Annotated in this window: 17 protein-coding genes; 13 read left to right on the forward strand and 4 right to left on the reverse strand. The window is 67.1% G+C overall.

Translation table 11 applies throughout. The features are described 5' to 3' along the window. Window positions 1-60: 60 nt before the first annotated feature. Both POS15_RS06055 and POS15_RS06060 read left to right on the forward strand, forming a co-directional pair. A complete protein-coding gene (locus POS15_RS06055) occupies window positions 61-711 on the forward strand; it encodes a response regulator transcription factor (protein WP_284129204.1) in 651 nt (216 codons plus the stop codon). Between the two features lie 116 nt (window positions 712-827). Then, a complete protein-coding gene (locus tag POS15_RS06060; protein WP_019184684.1) occupies window positions 828-1,241 on the forward strand; it encodes a response regulator transcription factor in 414 nt (137 codons plus the stop codon). A 13-nt stretch (window positions 1,242-1,254) separates the two neighbouring features. Here the strand turns inward: POS15_RS06060 and POS15_RS06065 are convergent, their stop codons facing one another. Beyond that, window positions 1,255-2,427 (reverse strand): hypothetical protein, encoded by a 1,173-nt coding sequence (locus POS15_RS06065; RefSeq protein WP_046273554.1) that lies wholly within the window; start codon window positions 2,425-2,427, stop codon window positions 1,255-1,257. A 182-nt stretch (window positions 2,428-2,609) separates the two neighbouring features. Between POS15_RS06065 and POS15_RS06070 the strand changes: the two genes are divergently transcribed. The 11 genes from POS15_RS06070 (at window position 2,610) to POS15_RS06120 (ending at window position 13,274) form a co-directional block, all read left to right on the forward strand. After that, on the forward strand, window positions 2,610-3,017 hold the full coding sequence (locus POS15_RS06070) for a hypothetical protein (protein WP_070425277.1): 408 nt from the start codon (window positions 2,610-2,612) through the stop codon (window positions 3,015-3,017). Between the two features lie 30 nt (window positions 3,018-3,047). Beyond that, window positions 3,048-3,557, forward strand: a complete 510-nt coding sequence (locus POS15_RS06075) for a DUF202 domain-containing protein (protein WP_080341545.1) — start codon at window positions 3,048-3,050, stop codon at window positions 3,555-3,557. A gap of 61 nt (window positions 3,558-3,618) precedes the next feature. Further along, window positions 3,619-5,217 (forward strand): arylsulfatase, encoded by a 1,599-nt coding sequence (locus tag POS15_RS06080; RefSeq protein ID WP_284129205.1) that lies wholly within the window; start codon window positions 3,619-3,621, stop codon window positions 5,215-5,217. Next, entirely contained in the window at window positions 5,217-6,143 is a 927-nt protein-coding gene (locus POS15_RS06085; RefSeq protein ID WP_284129206.1) for a formylglycine-generating enzyme family protein, read from the forward strand. Before POS15_RS06080 ends, POS15_RS06085 begins: the two co-directional genes overlap by 1 nt. Before the next feature lie 42 nt (window positions 6,144-6,185). Beyond that, window positions 6,186-6,563 (forward strand): DUF1622 domain-containing protein, encoded by a 378-nt coding sequence (locus POS15_RS06090; RefSeq protein WP_019184678.1) that lies wholly within the window; start codon window positions 6,186-6,188, stop codon window positions 6,561-6,563. A gap of 43 nt (window positions 6,564-6,606) precedes the next feature. Beyond that, window positions 6,607-7,593 carry a transporter gene (locus tag POS15_RS06095; RefSeq protein ID WP_019184677.1) on the forward strand — a complete coding sequence of 329 codons (987 nt, stop codon included), beginning with the start codon at window positions 6,607-6,609 and terminating at the stop codon, window positions 7,591-7,593. 52 nt (window positions 7,594-7,645) lie between these two features. Then, window positions 7,646-8,464 carry a DUF2092 domain-containing protein gene (locus POS15_RS06100; protein WP_019184676.1) on the forward strand — a complete coding sequence of 273 codons (819 nt, stop codon included), beginning with the start codon at window positions 7,646-7,648 and terminating at the stop codon, window positions 8,462-8,464. A gap of 1 nt (window position 8,465) precedes the next feature. Then, entirely contained in the window at window positions 8,466-9,011 is a 546-nt protein-coding gene (locus POS15_RS06105) for a hypothetical protein (RefSeq protein WP_046273561.1), read from the forward strand. 81 nt (window positions 9,012-9,092) lie between these two features. Then, complete coding sequence (locus POS15_RS06110) at window positions 9,093-9,641, forward strand: DUF4136 domain-containing protein (protein WP_019184673.1); 549 nt, start codon at window positions 9,093-9,095, stop codon at window positions 9,639-9,641. 127 nt (window positions 9,642-9,768) lie between these two features. Next, window positions 9,769-10,986 (forward strand): BamA/TamA family outer membrane protein, encoded by a 1,218-nt coding sequence (locus tag POS15_RS06115; RefSeq protein WP_284129207.1) that lies wholly within the window; start codon window positions 9,769-9,771, stop codon window positions 10,984-10,986. After that, entirely contained in the window at window positions 10,977-13,274 is a 2,298-nt protein-coding gene (locus POS15_RS06120; protein ID WP_051010523.1) for a patatin-like phospholipase family protein, read from the forward strand. Before POS15_RS06115 ends, POS15_RS06120 begins: the two co-directional genes overlap by 10 nt. 23 nt (window positions 13,275-13,297) lie before the next feature. Here the strand turns inward: POS15_RS06120 and POS15_RS06125 are convergent, their stop codons facing one another. From POS15_RS06125 to POS15_RS06135, 3 genes are read right to left on the reverse strand one after another with little or no spacing between them, the layout of a single operon-like run. Beyond that, entirely contained in the window at window positions 13,298-13,474 is a 177-nt protein-coding gene (locus tag POS15_RS06125; RefSeq protein WP_019184670.1) for a hypothetical protein, read from the reverse strand. Window positions 13,475-13,496: 22 nt separating this feature from the next. Further along, complete coding sequence (locus POS15_RS06130; protein ID WP_037553558.1) at window positions 13,497-14,090, reverse strand: YSC84-related protein; 594 nt, start codon at window positions 14,088-14,090, stop codon at window positions 13,497-13,499. A gap of 26 nt (window positions 14,091-14,116) precedes the next feature. Next, a complete protein-coding gene (locus POS15_RS06135) occupies window positions 14,117-15,559 on the reverse strand; it encodes a DUF1254 domain-containing protein (protein ID WP_284129208.1) in 1,443 nt (480 codons plus the stop codon). Between the last annotated feature and the right edge of the window lie 18 nt (window positions 15,560-15,577).

The following is a 15,577-nucleotide window of genomic DNA, read 5'->3' on the forward strand; positions in this document are numbered from 1 at the left end:
GTGAGGCGGCCTCACCGGCAGTTCAATCAGGGGAAGATTGAAGTCAACGGAGAAAATGCAATGGGCATTTCGTGTGCGCAGTTGATGGAGGTTCCGTTCCGGAAGGTCGTGGTTGCCGACGACCACATGCTGGTCGCGCAGGGCATAGAACGCCTGCTCATGGAGTGCTTCGCGTCGATCGAACTGGTGTCCTCCGGCGAAGAGCTGCTGGACTCGCTGCACCGCGAAGCACCCGATGTCGTTGTGTCGGACATCAGCATGCCCGGGCTCAGTGGCATCGACGTAATGCGCCAGGTGCGAAGCGAGGGCTGCAGGACGCCGTTCGTGTTCCTGACCATGCACGATGAATCGAGCATGGCGGCCGAGGCGATTCGTGCCGGCGCACAGGGGTACATCCTGAAAAGCTCGGCCGGCGATGAGCTGGTGCGGGCCATCAATGGGGTCATGGACGGGCAGACCTACGTGACCCCCACGCTGGCGGCCAGCGCGGTCCTGTGCGCCGGGCGGTGCCAGTATGTGCTGACCGAAAAACAGCTGCGGATCCTGGAGTACGTCGCGCGGGGCCTGCGTTCCAAGCAGATCGCCTATGAGCTGGGCGTCTCGGTGCGCACGATCGAGTCGCACAAGTACGCGATCATGCAGGAGCTGGGCGTCCATGGCACGCTCGAGCTGGTGCGCAAGGCCGAGCAGGAAGGCCTCATCCGTCACTAGGAACACGCGGGCGTGGTCGGGCAAGTAGTTTTACTTGCCCGGCCACGGTTGTTTTCCCCTTGTCGCCCGCGCAACACCCCCCGCACCATGGCACAGGCGTCCAACGGGCGAGTGCGATGAATCCGGTTCGTGTGTTGCTGGCCGAAGACGGGTGTGCCATGGGGCGCCAGCTTCGTGGGCTGCTGTCCCAGCAATACCAGGTGATCGGCCTGGTGCAGGACGGGGCTTCGCTGGTCCAGGCCGCGCAGAGCATGCTGCCTGATGTCGTGGTGACCGATATCGCCATGCCCGAGATGGATGGGCTGGAGGCGGTCCGTCGTCTGCGCCTGCAGCGCCCGGTACTGGGCGTGGTCTTCATTACCGTGCATGCCGATCCGCAGATGGTGACCCGCGCGATGGCGCTGGGACCCTGCAGCTATGTGCTCAAATCCGACGCAGGTGACGACCTGCTGTCGGCGGTGGGCGCTGCGCTGAAGGGCGATCGGTTCGTCTCGCGCTCCCTGCGCGGCCTGCGCAGGGACGGCCGCTGAGTTCGGCCGGGAATCACACCAGGATGCCGATCAGCTTCTGTGCCAGCTCGTCCACGGACATGGCCAGCAGCACCAGCGGCAGCAGCGGCACGATGGCATGCAGCGCGATCCAGAGCAGGTTCCAGCGCGTCAACGGCAGCACCGACATGCTGCTCAGCCCTTTGTAGACACCGCTGAAATCGGCGAAGGCCGAGGCATCGCCATGGTCGAGCAGGGTGTCGGCGGCGGTGGCGTCCTGCACCGTGCGCTGCCAGCGCTGATCGAAGACCGCCGCGGCCCGGTTGCCCAGCGCATCGAAGCGATACAGCGCGTGGCGTTTGGCGCGCAGCATCATCGGCATCAACAGCAGCAGCGGCGCGGCCAGGAGGAGGGTCGCGCCGATCACATACCCGGCCAGCAGATGACGCAGGCCATACAGGCTCCCGCCCAGATACTGCATGTGGTTGAAGCAGGCGCCGGCCAGCAGCACGCCGCCGGCCAGCGCAAGAATGGCGAAGCGCTCCTGTGCCATGCCCAGGAACCCCAGCCCGCCCGCGCCGTCCGGATGCTCGGCATGCAACACCAGGCCGGCGCGTGGCAGCCGCCACAGCAGGCAGGTCCACAGCACGAAGCGCCACAGCCACAGCAGTGCCACCAGGCGGAACAGCGGCACACCGACCCATTCGTACCAGCGCCCGGCGGCGGTCAGGCTGCCCTGGTCCAGCCGCCAGTCGGCGATGCCGGGAAGCAGGCTAACCGTATCGCTGCCGAACAGCAGCGGCGCCCAGGCGATCGCCACGCACAGCGCTTCGGGCAGCCAACTGTCGCGCCAGCGCCGCACCCTGGCCAAGAGCCCGTCGAGCGATTGTGGGTGACGCGGGTGGACCAGGCTGGCGTGGGTCAGCTGGCGCAGGGCATTGCGCAGCAGTGCATCCGATCGGGGCGCGGCGAGCACCAGCAATGGCACGGCAAGCAGCAGGCGGGCCAGCGTGGCGTAGTCGCCCAGCAGCGACATCGACGGCGGCGCGGGCCACAGCGTACCGGCACGGGCGGCCAGCAGCAGCATCGGCCCGAACGTGACCACGACGATGCCCAGCGCGATCCACAGCGACAGCCGCGAGGTGCCGTGCAGCGCGCCGCTGGCATGCAGCAGCCGGTGCACCAGCCCACCGCGCATCAGCGAATAGGGGTCCTGGTCCTTGCGCATCGGATGGCTGACCGGGCAGTGGAGGAGGGGGGCGCACAGCGTCGCAGCGCGCTGGCAACGAGCATACCGCCGCCACCGTGGGCCGCGGGCGCAGTAAAAATACTGTGGTGCATGCAGTACTAACTCGATTGTGCGGCCTGCGCCGTCCGCCCAAGCTGGAGCCCTGACCCAAGGATCCCGCCATGCTCCTGGTGATCGATTTCCTTACGCGCTTCTGGACGGACATGATCGATCGCGCCGACGGTCCCATGACCTTCCGCTTCTTCCTGCAGCCGACGATGGCGCTGATCACCGCCCTGATCGACGGCATCAAGGACGCCAAGGCGGGCAGGACCCCTTACGCGTGGCTTCTGACCCACAGCTCGGCCGGCGAGCGCAAGGTCGCCTGGCGGCAGGGCGTCACCGCCACGACGCGGATCCTGCTGCTGGGCGTCGGCATGGACGTGATCTACCAGTTCCGCATGTTCGGCGGTTTCAAGTACCCGCTGGAAGCGTTCGTGATCGCGGTGGTGCTCGGCTTCCTGCCGTACCTGGTCCTGCGTGGACCGATCGCCCGCATCGCATCGCACTGGCTGCGCCGCCGTCACTGACTCCCGATCCTTCCACGCCACGAGCCCTCCATGAACGACACCGACCCGACCAAACGACTCAGCGACCGTGCCCTGAGCATCGCGCGCGCCAAGGAACTGCTGGGCGGCAGCGACGAGGCGTCCATCGAGCTGTCTTCGCGGCGGACCGGGATGTCGTTCCAGCGGACCCGCATGAGCGCGGACCGTACGCTGATGTCGATCATCCGCACGGCGCTGTCGTTGATCGGCTTCGGCTTCACCATCTATCAGTTCTTCGGGCACATGCTCGAGACCGGCACCGCGCTGCGTCCGCATGCGCCGCGCAACTTCGGCATCGCCCTGGTGGGGCTCGGGCTGGTGCTGCTGACCCTGGGCATCGTCTATCACGTGCGTTACATGCAGGGCCTGCGCGCAGAACGCCGGATCATGATCGGCGAAGGCCTGGTCCATGGCGAAAGCCACTATCCCGTCTCCCTCACCCTGATCACCGCCGGGCTGCTGTGGCTGCTCGGCCTGCTGGCGATCGTCAGCATGACCTTCAACGTCTCGCCATTCGCCTGACGGCCGTTCCCGCATGCCGGCACGACGCCGGAACCCAACACGCATCCCCCTGGAGAGTGTCATGGCAACAGCAAAAGCGGCAGCATCCCCCAAAGCGTCCGCAACCACGAAGGCCGGCAAGAACGGCAAGCGGCCGAACATCCTGGTGATCTGGGGCGACGACATCGGCATCAGCAACCTGAGCTGCTACAGCCAGGGCCTGATGGGCTACCGGACGCCCAATATCGACCGCATCGCCAACGAAGGCACGCTGTTCACCGATTCCTACGGCGAGCAGTCCTGCACTGCCGGCCGCTCGTCGTTCATCACCGGCCAGAGCGTGTACCGCACCGGTCTGTCCAAGGTCGGCATTCCCGGCGCACCGACCGGCATGAACGAGAAGCTGGTGACCATTGCCGCGCTGCTCAAGAACCAGGGCTATGCCACCGGGCAGTTCGGCAAGAACCACCTCGGCGATCTGAACCACATGCTGCCGACCAACCACGGCTTCGATGAGTTCTACGGCAACCTGTACCACCTCAATGCCGAGGAAGAGCCGGACATGTACGACTACTTCCCGGAGGAGGACTTCCCGAACTTCCGGAAAACCATGGGCCCGCGCGGGGTCATCCACAGCTGGGCGACAGACAAGGACGATGCCACCGAACAGGAACGCTGGGGCAGGATCGGCAAGCAGAAGATCGAAGACACCGGGCCGCTGACGCCGGAGCGGATGGAAACCTGCGACGAGGATTTCGCGGCCACCGCCAAGGACTTCATCAAGCGCCAGCATGACGCCGACACGCCGTTCTTCGTCTGGGTGAACTTCACCCACATGCACCTGTTCACCCACACCAAGAAGGAAAGCCTCGGCCAGGCCGGGCGCTGGCAGTCGCCGTACCACGACACCATGATCGACCACGACAGGAACGTCGGTGAACTGCTGGACTATCTCGACGAGCTGGGCATCGCCGAGGACACCTTCGTGATGTACTCCACCGACAACGGCCCGCACCGCAACTCCTGGCCGGACGGTGGCACCACGCCGTTCCGCAGCGAGAAGGACACCAACTGGGAAGGCGCGTTCCGCATTCCGATGGTGGTGCGCTGGCCTGGCCACATTCCCGCGGGCACCATTGCCAACGGGATCGTGCAGCATCACGACTGGCTGCCGACCTTCCTGGCGATGGCCGGCGACCCGGATGTCAGCGAGAAACTCAAGAAGGGCTACAAGGCGATCGGGCGGACCTACAAGAACCACATCGACGGGGTCAACCTGACCGGCTACCTGACCGGGAAGGAGAAGGAGAGCCCGCGCAAGCTGTTCGTCTATTTCAGCGACGACGGTGATGTGATGGCGATCCGCTACGACAACTGGAAAGTCTCGTTCATGGAGCAGCGCTGCAAGGGCACGCTGCAGGTCTGGTCCGAGCCGCTGATCCGGTTGCGCCTGCCCAAGGTCTACAACCTCAGGACCGACCCGTACGAGTTCGCTGACATCACCTCGAATACGTACTACGACTGGTTCCTGCACCACGACTACATCCTGTTCGGGGCCTATGCGATCGCCGACAGGTTCGCGGCCACCTTCAAGCATTTCCCGCGGGTCCAGAAGCCGAACACCTTCACCATCGATGATGCGCTGGCCAAGCTCAGCGAAGCCTGCGCGGGCAATCAATGATGAGCGTCGTCGCCGACACCATGATCGATATCGCCGGCGGCGTCTTCGTGATGGGATCCAACGATCACTATCCCGAGGAACGGCCGGCGCACAAGGCGCGGGTGGCACCGTTCCGGATCGACCGTTACCCGGTGACCAACCGGGAGTTCGCACGGTTCATCCGCGAAACGGGCTACGTGACGGCTGCCGAGCGCCCGGCGGACCCGGCCGATTACCCCGGTGCGGACCCGGCACTGCTGGTGCCGTCTTCGGTGGTGTTCGTGCAGCCCGCGCACGCGGTCGATCTGTCCAATACGCACAACTGGTGGCATTACGTGGCCGGCGCGGACTGGCGGCATCCCCGTGGCCCGGGCTCGTCGCTGCAGGGCCTGGAAGATCACCCGGTGGTGCACGTGAATGTCGCCGATGCACTGGTGTATGCGCGCTGGGCGGACAAGGACCTGCCCACCGAAGCCGAATGGGAGTTCGCCGCGCGCGGCGGGCAGGAGAGCGGCGAGTTCGCCTGGGGCGACAGCCTGGTTCCGGGGGGCCGCCATCAGGCCAATACCTGGCAGGGTGAATTCCCGTGGCACAGCCTGGACGAAGACGGGTACCGCTGGACCTCACCGGTGGGCAGCTTTCCGCCCAACGGCTACGGCCTGTACGACATGATCGGCAATGTCTGGGAATGGACCGGCGACTGGTACCAGCAGCACGACCAGCTGCAGAGCAGGCCGTGCTGCGCGATCGACAACCCCCGTGGCGGCGCGCGCGAAGGCAGCCACGACCCGCGCGACCGCAGTGCGATCCCGCGCCGGGTCATGAAGGGCGGCTCGCACCTGTGTGCGCCCAACTACTGCCGGCGCTACCGGCCGGCGGCCCGGATGGCGCAGCCGATCGACACCTCCACCTGCCACCTTGGCTTCCGTTGCGTGGAGCGCGGATGAGCCGCCTCTGCCACCGCCAGGTGCGATACCGGAGCATCCCGCATGACGCCTCTGAAGGCATGGCTGATCGCCGTCACCGAGCCGGTCGTGGTCATCATCGATGCGATGGCGCTGGTGCTGATCGCGCTGGCCACGGCGGTGGTGTTCGTGCAGGCGCTGCGGCTGGCACTGCGCGGACACCCGACCAATGTGGAGCGGCGCGCGGTGTGGCTGGCGTATGGCCGCTGGCTGGTGGCCGGGCTGACCATGCAGCTGGCGGCGGACATCATCGAATCCTCGATCTACACCGACTGGGACGCGATCGGTCAACTGGCCGCGATCGCGGTGATACGGACCTTCCTGAACTATTTCCTGGAGCGCGACATCGAGGAGGTGCGCGAGCGGCAGCACGCACCGCGGCCCACGCCGGACCCGTCCTGATCCCGCGCACTGCGATTCCCCTTCCGCCCCGGAGGCCGATGCCATGAACACCCCTGCACCCACCACGCCCCGGCGCCGGCCGCGCGGCCCGCTGGCCCTGTGCCTGGGCGGACTGCTGGCGCTGGGCAGCGCTCCCGTCGCAGCCACTGAAGGCGCGCTGGGTCGCTCGATCACCGGCATGCAGATCACCTCCTACGCCGGCGTCATCCCGCCCGAGCCGGGCATGCAGTGGTCGCTGAGCTACATCCAGTACAACGGCAAGATCAGCGGCAACCGCCCGGCACCGATCGCCGGCCAGATCTCCTTGGGCCTGGAAGCCGACGTCAGCCTGACTGCCGCCACCGGCGTGTATGTCTGGCCGACCAAGGCCGGGCGCTGGAACTTCGCCTCGATGCTGACCGTGCCCTACATCGACGCCGACGTCACCGCCAACCTCGCGGGGCCGCTGGGCAACCGCTTCCAGGCCAAGGATCACGCGTCCAACCTGTTCGATGTGTACTTCGCCCCGGTGATCGCCGGGTACCACATCAGTGAGGTGGAGCATCTGTCCTTCGGCGTGTATGTGTATGCACCCACCGCCAAGTACGATCCCAACCGGTTGGCCAACCCGGGCATGAACATCTGGACGTTCTCGCCCAGCGTGGGCTACACGCATCTGTTCCAGAAGGGCACGCTGGAATTCAGCGTGCTCGGCGCCACCGACTGGTACACCCGCAACGACGACACCGACTACAAGAACGGCGTGGTCGCCCGTGCGGACCTGCTGCTGGTCAAGCGCACCGCCAGCGGCTGGGGCTTCGGCGCGGCCGGCGGCTGGATCCAGCAGCTGCAGGATGACAAGGGCGACACCGCAGACCGCCTGGATGGATTCAAGGGGCGCTCGTTCGGCCTCGGCCCGGTGCTGACCTACGGCAGGAAGTGGTCCGGCGGCGAGCATCTGGATGTTTCGTTCCGCTATGTCGGCGAATTCAGCGTCAAGAACCGGTTCGAGGGCGATCCCTGGAGCCTCTCGATCAGCGGTGGCTTCTGATCCCGGCCGCGCCAGCGCGGCCGCCTGTCTTCCGTCCTGTGGAGTAACGGTCATGCCCTCTGCCATTCCCCCCGTTGCCTGGTCGGCGTGCCTGCTGCTGGCCACGCTGGCGCCTGCGGCAGCCGCGGCCACCCGCGTCGCCGCGGCTGCCCCCCCGGCGACTGCGCCGGCCGACCGCCCTGAACGCGATCCAGAGGCGCTGGCCGCGCTGGATCGCATGGGCGCGGCGCTGCGCGCTCTCAAACAGTTCTCGCTGACCTCCCAGGCCAGTACGGAGATCGTCCTGGATGACGGCCAGAAGGTCGAGCTGGACGGCGTGGTTACCTACAAGGTCAGGACGCCGAACCAGCTGTTCCTGGAACTGCGCAGCGATCGCCAGCTTCGCCAGTTGTTCTACGACGGCAAGTCGCTGTCGCTGTACTCCCCACGCCTGAAGTACTACGCCCAGGTGGATGGGGTGAGCGCCACGCTCGGCGAGCTCGTCGAAGTCGCCGCCAGCCGCTACGGCATCGACATGCCGCTGGCCGACATGTTCCTTTGGGGCACCGACAAAGCCCCGAAAACCGCCATCCGCGGCGCGCTGCATATCGGCGGCGGCACCCTCGATGGCGAGGCCATCGAGCAGTACGCGTTCAAGCAGGACGCGGTGGACTGGCAGCTGTGGGTCAGCAAGGCGACTTCGTTGCCCAGGAAGCTGGTGATCACCTCGCTGGATGATCCGGCGCTGCCGCAGTACCGCGCCCAGCTGCGCTGGGATACCCGCACGCCGGTCGCGGCTACTGCATTCCAGTTCACGCCGCCGGCCGATGCGGCGCGGATCAAGCTGGTCCCGGTCGCGGTGGTGATCGACGCTGCCGGGCAGGAGAACTGACATGCGGACCGTGATCAATCGTTTCTTCGTGGCGTCCTCCCTGGCCGCCGGCCTGCTCCTGGTACTCCTGCTGACGGTATCCGCGCCAGCCAGTGCCCAGCGCGGCGGCGGCTTCCATGGTGGTGGTGGACATGGCGGTGGCGCACGCGCCAGTGCCCACACCAGCATCAATCGGCCCGTGCAGCGCCCGCAGGGCGGCAACATCAATCGCGGCGGTGGCGGCAACATCAATCGCAACATCGATGCAAACCGCAACGTCAATCGCAACGTCAACCGGAATGTCGATCGCAACGTCAACGTCAACGTGGATTACCACGACGATCACTGGAACCACTGGGACGACCATCCGTTCGCGACCGCTGCAGCGGTGACCGCCGGTGTGGCGGTGACCTCGGCGGTGATCGGCTCGATCGTCACCTCGGTGCCGCCCAGCTGCGTGACCACCGTGATCAACGGCATGGCCTACCAGCAGTGCGGCAATGTCTGGTACGAGCCGCGCTATGCCGGCACCACCGTGCAGTACGTGGTGATCAACCCGCCGCGCTGAACGCGCCTCGTCGTTCTGCCAGCCCACAGGACGGCTGCACCCGCAGCGCGTCTTTCCATCCTGCCCCTGGAGACTCGCGTCATGAAAGCTTTTGCCATCGCCGTCCTGGCCACCTCCCTGGTCGCCTGCGCCTCCACCCCGACCGTCAAGACCGACTACGATCCGTCGGCCAGCTTCAGCTCCTACAAGACCTACACCTGGGCGATGAAGCCCGAGGCAAGCTCGCCGCTGGTGCAGCAACGCATCATCGACGGCATCAACGCCCGGCTGCAGGCCAAGGGACTGCGCGAAGCCCCCAACGGCGACATCGCGCTGGCCGCGCACATCGCCAACAGCCAGAAGCAGACCCTGGACACCTTCTACAGCGGCACCGGCATGGGCGGGTGGGGCTGGCGCGGCGGTGGCTGGGGCGGCGGCATGGCCATGGGCAACGCCACGACCACGGTGCATACGTATGACGTGGGCACCCTGGTGGTGGACATGTTCGATGCCCGCACCAAACAGGCCGTGTGGCGTGGTACGGCCAGCGGCACGGTGCCGACGTCGCCGGACAAGGTCAATGCGGCGGTGGAAGCAGGGCTGGACAAACTGTTCGCTGCGTTCCCGCCGGGTGCGACCGCCGCACGCTGAGTGCTGCGCCGAAGTTGCAAACGCGTTCAACCGCGCGGGCCCGTGCCGGGCTGTCCCCCTCCCACCGGCACGGGCCCACGCACTTGAACTGACGGGCCGTCCTGCTTCCCATCCCTCGAGGTGCCCCGTGTCGATCGGCCATGCCGTACGCCTGGTAGTGCTGTTGGGCGTCCTTGCGCCCTGGAGCGCCGTTGCCCAGCAGGGCACCCAGGCAGCGCCCCAGCCAGTTGCGGCGCCGGTCCAGACCCGCGTGCCCGCGCCGGCGTCGACCGCGAAGGCTTCGTTGTTCCGTGACGCCGAAGATGGCCATTTCGACATGTCGCGCTGGCTGCTCGAGCACCGCGGCTTCCTGCCGGTACCGATCATCGTGACCGACCCGGCGGTCGGCAACGGGGGCGGTGTGGCGCTGGCGTTCTTCCATCGCCCTGCGGCTTCCGGCTCGCCAGGGGAGGGCGGTGCACCGAAGATGGTGACGCCGGACATCTATGGCGGCGGGGCGATGCGCACGTCCAACGGCAGTGAAGCCTACGGCGTGGGCGCGTCGCTGCATTTCGACGATGACCGCTGGCGTTACCGGGGCGGCGTGGCCAAGACCTCGTTCAACCTCGGCTTCTACACCCCGGGCACGCTGCTGCCCGCGCAGAAGATCGAATACAACATGGATGGCCTCATGTCGTTCCAGCAGGGGTTCCGTCGCCTTGGCGACCGCGACCTGTACCTGGGCCTGGCCTGGGTCTACATGGACCTGGACATCGGCTTCGATGTCGCCTCCGACAGTGACCGGTTCCAACCGCACGAGCTGTCCAAGCGCAGCTCCGGCCTCGGCCTGTCGCTGGAATACGACACCCGCGACAATTCGTTCACGCCCTCCAGGGGCTGGCTGGGCATGGTCGAGGGCAACTTCTACCTGCCGGGCATCGGCAGTGATGCCACCTTCCAGAGTTATCGCGGGCACGCCTACGGCTATTGGCCGATGGGCCGGTACTTCGTGCTCGGCGGCCGCGCCGATGCGCGCTGGGCCAACGGTGAAATCCCGTTTTACCGGCTGCCCTACATCGACCTGCGCGGCATCGGCTCGGCCCGTTACCAGGACACGCGCGCGGCGGTGCTGGAGAGCGAGCTGCGCTGGAACATGACCCAGCGCTGGGCACTGATCGGGTTCGTCGGCGCGGGACGCACCTGGGGGCGGCACAACAATTTCAGCGACGGCGCCAGCCAGGTCTCCAAAGGCGCGGGCGTGCGCTATCTGATCGCCCGCCAGTTGGGGATGCACGTTGGCGTGGACTATGCGTGGGGCCCGGAGGACGACACGTTCTACATCCAGGTCGGCAGCGCATGGCGTTGATAGGCCACCGCCACCGATTGCCGTGTGCGGCCTCGCTGCTGCTTGCAGGGGCGTGTGCGGCCGCTGCACCTGCACCACTGCAGGCCGCCGAGCCGGTCGCGCCGGCCGTGGTGGCCGGCGAGGGCAGCCACTGCGGCGTACGCGGTCCCGGCGATACCCGTCCGCGCATCGGGTTGGCGCTGGGCGGCGGTGGCGCGCGCGGCATTGCGCATGTACGCATCCTCAAACAGCTCGAAGCGCTGCACATTCCGGTGGACTGCATCGCCGGCACCAGCGCTGGCGCCCTGGTCGGCGCGTTGTATGCCTCCGGCTCCACGCCCGAGCAGATCGAGCAGGTGGTGCTGAGCACCGAGTGGTTGAGCCTGTTCACCGATACCCTGCCGCGCCGCGAGCGGTCCCTGCGGCGCAAGGCAGACGACTACGCACAGCTGGCCCCGATCGGCATCGGACTGGGCGGCGAAGGCAAGGCGGTGGCGCTGGCCGGCGGCGTGTCCGAGGGCGAGAAGCTGATCGCGCTGTTCGAGCGTGCCACCGGCGGCAGCCGGGTCAGCGGCCGCTTCGACGATCTTCCCATCCCGTTCCGCGCAGTCGCCACCGATATCAACACCGGGCAGCCGGTGGTGCTGTCCGAGGGCAACCTGCCGATGGCGATGCGCGCGAGCATGTCCCTGCCTGGCATCTTCCGCCCGGTGGTGATCGACGGGCACGTGCTGCTCGATGGCGGACTGTCCAACCAGGTGCCGATCGACGTGGTGCGCGCGATGGGTGCCGACCGGGTGATCGCGGTCGACGTGGGCACGCCGCTCAAGCCGCTGGATCGCGATGCCAGCCTGGTGGATGTGATCAGCCAGTTGAGCGGCTTCCTGACCACCCGCAGCGCCCAGACCCAGCTGGACAGCCTGGGCACGCAGGACCTGCTGATCTCGCCGGACCTGACCGGCAAGGTTGCCACCGGCGATTTCGACAAGGCGCCCGAAGCGCTGCGGATCGGCCAGCTCGCTGCCGAACAGGCCGCCCCGGCGCTGCGCGCCTTCGCGCAGAGCCCGCAGGTATATGGGCAGCTGGCCGCGCAGCGTGTGCAGCGCGAACGTCCCGTCGGCACGGACCGGATCGAGTTCGTCGAGGTGGAGAACCACACCGGCTACGCCGATGCACTGCTGCTGAGCTACCTGCCGGTCCAGATTGGCGAGCCGCTGGACATCAAGGGCATGCAGGCCGGTGTCCTGCGCGCCTACGGCATGGGTACCCTGGCCAGCATCAACTACGACGTGCGCGAGCGCGATGGCCGCACGGGTGTGTTCGTATCGGCCTATCCCAAACCGAACGGCCCCATCTACCTGGAGGCCGGGTTGAGCCTGAGCAACGATCTGGAGGGCAACCACGAAAGCAACCTGCGCGCGGGACTGCTGTTCTCGCCGCTGTCGCCCTATGGTGCCGAGGCGCGCATCGCCCTGCAGATCGGCAGCGAGCCGGGGCTGACCGGGCAGTACTACCGTCCTTTCGATCTGCACAACCGCTACGCCTTCCAGGCCGGCGGCGGCTTCCAGACCCGCAGCTTCAATCTGTATGACGAAGAAGGTGACAAGATCGCGCGCTACCGGGTGCGCCGTACCGGCGGCACGCTGGCGCTGGTGCGCAATGTGTCCAATGTGCTTGCGCTGTCGGTCGGGGTGGAGCGCTATACCGGCAACGCCGAGGTGGAGGTCGGTGACCCAGCCATTCCGCGCGTGAACTTCGAGGAGGGCGCCTGGATCGCGCAGGCAACGCTGGACGACATCGACAGTGTCTACTTCCCGCGCGATGGTTACCTGGTCAATGCCGGCACGTACCAGTCCAGTCCCAGCCTGGGTGCCGATGCGCGTTTCGGCCAGCTGGATCTGGATGCGGTGGCGGCCCGGTCGTTCGGCCGGCACGCGCTGCAGCTGGGGCTGCGCTATCACGTGACATCCTCCGGCACGGCGCCGGTGCAGAACCTGTACCGGCTCGGCGGCCGCTGGCGGCTGGCCGGCTTCCAGCACAACCAGCTGACCGGGCAGGACTACGCCCTCGGCTTTGCCGGCTACACCTACGAGCTGGGCAAGCTGCTCGGCCGCTCGGCGCAGGTGGGTGGCACGCTGGAGTACGGAAACGCCTGGCAGCGCCGCAGCGACATGTCCTTGAGCGACGGGGTCTGGAACGGCAGCGTGTTCCTCGGCTTCGACTCGTGGATCGGCCCGTTGATCTTCGGCATGGGCTTCCGCGAGGGCGGCGAGAACGTGGTGTTCATCGAGCTCGGGCAGTCACTGTGATGCCGGCCAGCGGCCGGCACTGCTCACCACACCTGCGAGAGGATCACCCCGAGCGCGCCGCACCAGCACACGATCACGAACCAGGCCAGCACCGCATTGGCACTGAGGCCGCGGTGGCGGACGAACAGGCTCAGCACCAGCGCGGCCACCAGCGGCAGCACGAACAGACTGACGATCCAGACCAGCGGATGGCCGTGCATGGAAGCTCCTTGGCCTGTCGGCTCAGTTCAGGGCTTTATCGGGGTAGTAGCGGGTGCCCTTGACCGTCAGTTCCGCGGCCAGGCCGCTCTCGGTCATCTGGTAGACCCACACGTTGTCGGAGACCTGCACGGCGCCGGTGAGGCCGCCGCCGGCCTTGTCGACCTTTGCGGCCAACGTGGCCTGGCCGCCGATTTCGATGCCGCGGGTGATGAAGTCCTGGTATGCCTCGGGTGTCCTGAACACCCAGACCAGATCGAAGGTCTTGGCGCCGAATCCCAGGCCTGCCTGGATCTCGACCATGCGCATGAAGGTTTCCTGTCCACTGCGGTTGTCGATGGCCACGCCATGCCCACCACCGCCGCCGGCGATCAGCACCTTGACCCCGAAGCTGCGGAACACCGCATACCCGGCGGCCTGTTCCACCGCCTGGCGGGCGCCGGGCTGGGCCGCGTACAGCCGCGACAACACGGCGGCGGTGGCGGTGCGCGCCTGGTTCTGCGCCTCGCGTTTTTCCGTTGATGGCGGCGCATCACTGCGCGCGGGTGCACTGGAAGTGCAGCCGACAACAAGAACGCTGGCCAGGGCCAGCGCCAACACGGGTAGGCAGAGTTTCATCACGGCACCTCCGGAAGGAACAGCGGTCACTGCACCCGCTCGATCTGCGGCGAGGTCCACTGGCCCTGCAGCAGCGCAGGCTCGGGCCAGTAGTAGCGCATCGCGGCCATGAACGGGCCGTTGGGCGCCGGAAGCCAGTTGCTCTGTTTGTCCGGCCCCGGCGAGTCGTGCTGCAGGTACAGCGTGACGCCACCATCAGCGTCTTTTTTGAGCTGCGGCAGCATCGCGGCATTGATCAGATAGCGGTCGATCGGGTTGGCCACCAGCAGCTGGCCAGGCAGGTCATACATGGTCAGCGACCAGAACGCGTTCACCGGCGGCAGGCCGTCCTTGCCGAAGCGCAGCACGTAGCGGTGCTGGCTGCCGTCAAGCGGGGCGCCGTCGGCATCCTTTTCGTAGATGGGATACAGCGCTTCGTCGCGCGAGTTGGCGCCGATGCCCATCTGGGTGCCGGTGGCGCGCGCGACATAATCGTTCTTGAGGAATTCGCGGGTGCCGAACAGCGTGTCCATCTTCCCGCCCAGCGCGCTGCGGCGCGCGTCGATGTCATGCTGCCCATCGGCCATCCCGTCCTTCAACGCCTGCAGCGTCGGCGGCGGCAGCGCCGCCACGTCCAAGGGCTGCCCCGGCACGATGCCGATCCGGGCAAAGCGCGCGCGCAGGTCCACTTCACTGGGATGCGGCGGCGCGAACTGCAGCAGGAACGCCAGTTGGCTAAAGAAGGCTGGCGAGGTGCGTGCCTCGCTGCCGGACAACGGCGTGGGCCAGTCCACCGCGGCCGGCGCCGGCGGCGCAGGTGTGCCCAGGTACGCCGACAACGGTTGCACCTTGTACCCGGCCTGGATGCGTTTGACGTTGTCCAGGTCGGCGGGGTTGAACAGCTGCGTGCGCCCGACCAGGCTGACCAGCTGGGTTTCCGAACGGATCACCTGGGTGATGCCGTCGGGAACGGCGCCCTGCCAGTCCGGGCCGGCGATCAGATAGTGCCCGCCCTCATTGCCGGTCGTGCGGCTGCCGATGTAGGCGAAGTTGTAGGTGTACAGGTCCATCAGCTGGAACACGAAGTAGCGCTCCGCTTCCATTTTCGGCACGGTGATCACCACCGGCTCGGCGCGCAGGTCCAGCCCGGCGAACGAGTAGGGGGTGTCCGAGTTGGGCGTCACGAAGGCGGTGTCGGCCGGGGTAAACACGCGGGCGATGTTGAGGATGGTGTTGAACGGCCCCTTGTACTGCGGGTTGGCGGTGTCGATGCTGAAGGTGTGCATCGTCTGGTACTCGCCCAGCATCGGGACGCCGTACACATACGCATCGCGGGCGATCGCGCGCGTATCGGCGGCGGCGTCCGCGGGCGGCTCACTCGGTGCGGTCGTGGCCTGGCTCGATGGCGCCGGCCTGCAGGCGGCGACCAGGGCGAGGATCGCCCCGGCGATCGCCAGGGCGGTGGCGGTGCGCAGCAGTCGCATGATCATGTCCTCTTCAGTGCGCGC

It is taken from the genome of Stenotrophomonas sp. BIO128-Bstrain, from assembly GCF_030128875.1.
In the GTDB taxonomy this organism is placed as follows: Bacteria; Pseudomonadota; Gammaproteobacteria; order Xanthomonadales; family Xanthomonadaceae; genus Stenotrophomonas; species Stenotrophomonas bentonitica_A.